This is a genomic window from Pseudomonas mandelii, assembly GCF_002251635.1.
Taxonomy (GTDB): Bacteria; Pseudomonadota; Gammaproteobacteria; order Pseudomonadales; family Pseudomonadaceae; genus Aquipseudomonas; species Aquipseudomonas mandelii_B.
Genome location: NZ_NMOJ01000199.1, coordinates 1 through 4,261, shown reverse-complemented (window position 1 = coordinate 4,261; position 4,261 = coordinate 1). Strand labels below are relative to the sequence as shown.

General features: G+C 56.8%; 5 protein-coding genes and 1 tRNA gene. 2 read left to right on the top strand and 4 right to left on the bottom strand.

Translation table 11 applies throughout. The annotated features are described in order from the left end of the window. Positions 1 to 369 precede the first annotated feature (369 nt). Together B7L09_RS24555 and B7L09_RS24550 are read left to right on the top strand one after the other, a co-directional pair. On the top strand, positions 370 to 582 hold the full coding sequence (locus B7L09_RS24555; protein ID WP_003220045.1) for a cold-shock protein: 213 nt from the start codon (positions 370 to 372) through the stop codon (positions 580 to 582). Positions 583 to 677: 95 nt separating this feature from the next. Next, entirely contained in the window at positions 678 to 1,166 is a 489-nt protein-coding gene (locus tag B7L09_RS24550; RefSeq protein WP_094471009.1) for an RDD family protein, read from the top strand. 125 nt (positions 1,167 to 1,291) lie between these two features. Here the strand turns inward: B7L09_RS24550 and nadA are convergent, their stop codons facing one another. From nadA to queE, 4 genes are all read right to left on the bottom strand, one after another. Next, positions 1,292 to 2,350: a quinolinate synthase NadA gene (gene nadA, locus B7L09_RS24545; protein ID WP_094471008.1), complete on the bottom strand. Its 1,059-nt coding sequence runs from the start codon at positions 2,348 to 2,350 to the stop codon at positions 1,292 to 1,294. 270 nt (positions 2,351 to 2,620) lie between these two features. Continuing rightward, a tRNA-Lys gene (locus B7L09_RS24540) sits at positions 2,621 to 2,696 on the bottom strand. A 63-nt stretch (positions 2,697 to 2,759) separates the two neighbouring features. After that, the gene (gene queC / locus B7L09_RS24535) at positions 2,760 to 3,452 is read right to left on the bottom strand and encodes a 7-cyano-7-deazaguanine synthase QueC (protein ID WP_094471007.1); all 693 of its coding nucleotides are present in this window, start codon (positions 3,450 to 3,452) and stop codon (positions 2,760 to 2,762) included. Position 3,453: 1 nt separating this feature from the next. Next, positions 3,454 to 4,101: a 7-carboxy-7-deazaguanine synthase QueE gene (gene queE, locus B7L09_RS24530; protein ID WP_094471006.1), complete on the bottom strand. Its 648-nt coding sequence runs from the start codon at positions 4,099 to 4,101 to the stop codon at positions 3,454 to 3,456. Between the last annotated feature and the right edge of the window lie 160 nt (positions 4,102 to 4,261).

Here is a 4,261-nt window from a genome sequence, read left to right as displayed (position 1 = left end):
GTGCACTAATGTGTAACGCAACCGCCATAAAACAGTGCATGTCTTTGGCTCTAGCTTCGTTTATGAACGTTGCTTATAACGTTCGAAAACAATTGAACAACCCTATCGAATAAGCCAGCACTAGTGGACCCACTAACGCCATCAACCTGAGCAAAACCGGGCCTCTCGCGGGGGCTTGTTTTTTCTCCCGTAGTTGGCGTAGAGTTTGCTCACTGTGTTTGCATGGGTCGCTTTGAACCTGGACCTGGGCAGTAGCCTACAAGTTAGCTACATCCCGTTCGACGTCTTCTTACTCTCCTGCAACCAGCCCCAGTACTCTTTCATGAGAAAGAGGCTGTCATTAATTTTTGCGTCNAAGGAAATAAGAAAATGGCTGATCGTCAGAGCGGTACCGTCAAGTGGTTTAACGACGAGAAAGGGTTTGGTTTTATCACTCCAGAAAGCGGTCCGGATCTGTTCGTCCATTTCCGCGCTATTCAGGGCAACGGCTTCAAGAGCCTCAAAGAAGGCCAGAAAGTGACTTTCATCGCCGTGCAGGGCCAGAAAGGCATGCAGGCTGACGAAGTACAAGCAGAAGGCTGATCTNCTGTNACGAAAAAGCCCCTGATGGTGACATCAGGGGCTTTTTTGTGCGCGTAAATCCGTAAAATGGATTCTTTTTCCGTCCAGAGGCTGCCATGTCGAAACNCCTGCTGAGCCCCCAAGGCGAGTTTCCCGCCGTCGGCCTGGGCCGTCGTCTGGCAGCGATGTTCTATGACTTTCTGTTGTGCACGGCCCTGCTGATCGTCACCAGCGGCATTTACAAGATGATCCAGATGGCNNTTATCGGCGAAGACAAAATGCGCACGCTCACCGAATCCGGCGCGCTGGACGGCGACCCGCTGCTGTCGACGATTTTGTTTTTTGTATTGTTTGGTTTTTTTGCCAAATTCTGGACCCATTCCGGGCAGACGCTGGGCATGCAGGTGTGGGGCGTGCGCGTACAGAACGCCGACGGCTCACGCATCAGCCTGTGGCAGGCGCTGTTGCGGTTTGTGGTGTCGATTGCGTCGTGGTTGTGCGTGGGGCTGGGGTTTATCTGGTCGCTGTTTGATAAACAGAAACGCAGCTGGCATGACATGTACTCGAACACTCAGCTGGTTCGAATCCCGAAGAAAGCCAAGTAGCTGCGGGAAGCAAAAAGCACTGTGGGAGCGAGCAGGCTCGCTCCCACAGTTTTTTACGAGTACTNCGGGAAGCAAAAAGCACTGTGGGAGCGAGCAGGCTCGCTCCCACAGTTTTTTACGAGTACTTAAGCGTTACCGGCCAGTTTCATCCGCGCCGCCTGGGTGAAATCCAGCATCCGCTTCAACGGCCGAATCGCCTGCGGAATCAACGCCGGATCAACAAAGATCTCGTTAGTCCCTTCCTTCAAGCACTGCAGCGTGCGCTCCAGCGTGTTCATCGCCATCCACGGGCAGTGCGCGCAACTGCGGCACGCCGCGCCGTTACCGGCAGTAGGCGCCTCAATGAAGACTTTATCCGGGCACAGCTGCTGCATCTTGTAGAAGATGCCGCGGTCGGTCGCCACGATGAACGTCTTGTTCGGCAAACGCTGTGCGGCGGCAATCAGCTGGCTGGTGGAGCCCACCGCGTCCGCGAGCTCGATCACCGCGGTCGGCGACTCCGGGTGCACCAGAATCGCCGCGTCCGGATACAGCGCCTTCATGTCTTCAAGCTGCTTGGACTTGAACTCCTCGTGGACGATGCACGCCCCGTCCCACAGCAACATATCCGCGCCGGTCTGGCGCTGGATGTAGGTGCCCAAGTGCTTGTCCGGGCCCCAGATAATTGTCTCGCCGTTGTCCATCAGGCTTTCGACGATTTCCAGTGCGCAGCTGGAGGTCACGACCCAATCCGCCCGGGCTTTGACCGCGGCCGAGGTGTTGGCGTAGACCACCACGGTGCGCTCGGGATGCTGGTCGCAAAATGCCGAAAACTCATCCACCGGGCAGCCCAGGTCCAGCGAGCAGGTCGCTTCCAGGGTCGGCATCAGAATGCGTTTTTCAGGGTTGAGAATTTTGGCGGTTTCGCCCATGAACTTCACTCCGGCGACCAGCACGGTCTTGGCCGGGTGAGCACNGCCGAAGCGCGCCATTTCCAGGGAATCGGAGACACAGCCGCCGGTTTCTTCGGCCAGGGCCTGAATCACCGGGTCGCAATAAAAGTGGGCAACCAGCACCGCGTCTTGAGCCTTGAGCTCGGCGGCGATGGCGACACGCAAAAAAGCTTCCTCCTCGACGGTCAGCGGCTTGGGCTGCTTGGCGTCGAGGTGAGCTTGAACCAGTAGGCGTTCGGAAATTTGCGTCATGTTCGCAAGACCTGCAGGCGCAGTTGCGCGAAAGTCGAGTGTACCACCGGCTCTGGACCCTTCAGGGTACCGCCGGGAGAGTGAGTATCATCAGGCACGGACAGCGGTGAAGCTGCGCAAGGCTACAGAATATCGCCCGGAGACAAAAGATCATTTCAACCAGAATCCGATATTTAACAGAGTGTTACCCNNTNCACNAAATNCCAGGCAAAAAAAAACCCGGAAATCCTCACTTGCGTGGGCCTTCCGGATTTTCTAAACCGCCAAAAATGGTGGGTCGTGTGGGATTCGAACCTACGACCAATTGGTTAAAAGCCAACTGCTCTACCAACTGAGCTAACGACCCGCTGTGTTGTGGCGCGTATAATACTGATTTCTAAGGATTATTCAACACCTTATTTGAAATAAATCAGAAATAACGCGTTGGGTCGCTTACGCCGGCCGCTGCAAAGCCTTCTGCACGCAGTCGGCAGCTGTCGCATTTGCCGCACGCACGGCCGTTATCATCCGCCTGATAGCAGGAAACGGTCAGCCCATAATCGACCCCCAGCTTCACGCCTGCCTGGACGATCTGTGCCTTGCTGAGGTTCTGCAGCGGCGCCTGGATGCGGAAGCCATTGCCCTCGACACCGGCCTTCGTCGCCAGATTGGCCGTGCGCTCGAAAGACTCGATGAACTCGGGACGGCAATCCGGGTAACCGGAGTAATCCACCGCGTTCACGCCAATAAAAATGTCACGCGCGCCGAGGACTTCAGCCCAACCCAGCGCCAGGGATAGAAACACCGTGTTGCGCGCCGGCACGTAAGTCACCGGAATACCTTCGCCCGCCACTTCCGGAACGTCGATGCTGCTGTCGGTCAGTGCCGAACCGCCGATACCGTTCAGGTTCAGGCCGATCACCTTGTGCTCCACCACGCCCAGATCGCGGGCGACACGTTCGGCGGCGTGCAGCTCGGCGTGAGAGCGCTGACCATAGTCAAAGCTCATGGTATAGCAGCTGTAGCCTTCAGCACGTGCCATGGCCACGACCGTCGCGGAGTCGAGGCCACCAGACAGCAGGATAACCGCACGTTTTTCAGCAGTGTTCAGTTGTTCAGTCATCTCAGCGCCCCGGCTCGTCATTCCACAGGTATTTATGCAACTGCAATTGCAGACGCACTGGCAGGTTGTCCGCCACCACCCAGTCAGCCAGGTCTCGCGCATTCAGGTCATGATGGCTTGGCGAAAACAGCACTTCGCCTGCACGTTTGTCCAGACCGTACTGAATCAGTTTGGAGACGGCCCAGTCGTAGTCGTCCCGCGAGCAGATGACAAACTTCACCTGATCGTTGGGCGTGAGCAGTTCGATGTTCTCGTAGCGGTTGCGGTGTGCTTCTTTCGAACCTGGGGTTTTGAGGTCGACGACGCGACTGACCCGTGGATCGACCGCCGAGATGTCGAGCGCGCCACTGGTTTCCAGCGACACTTCGTAACCGGCGTCACACAACTGCTTAAGCAATGGGATGGCATTGGGTTGCGCCAGCGGCTCGCCACCGGTGACACAGACGTAACGCGGACGGAAACCGGCCACTTGCTCGAGGATATCGTCGAGCGGGCGAACAGTGCCGCCACTGAAAGCGTAGGCGCTGTCACAGTATTGGCAACGCAACGGGCAGCCGGTCAGCCGTACAAATACGGTGGGCAGGCCAGCGGTTCGCGTTTCACCCTGCAACGAGTAAAAAACTTCGGTAATACGTAATGTGTCTTGCATAGTCGCCACGGGCGTAACAGCTAAACAGGCTGTCCGCCTCCGTCAGGCACTTCAAGGGATTGCGCCAACGCGCCAACCCCGGGAAGCGTGTTTCATAAAAGGGCGTGGATTCTAACGAAAAAACCCGCGCCAGGCGCGGGTTTCTTCTAAACGGGNCAAA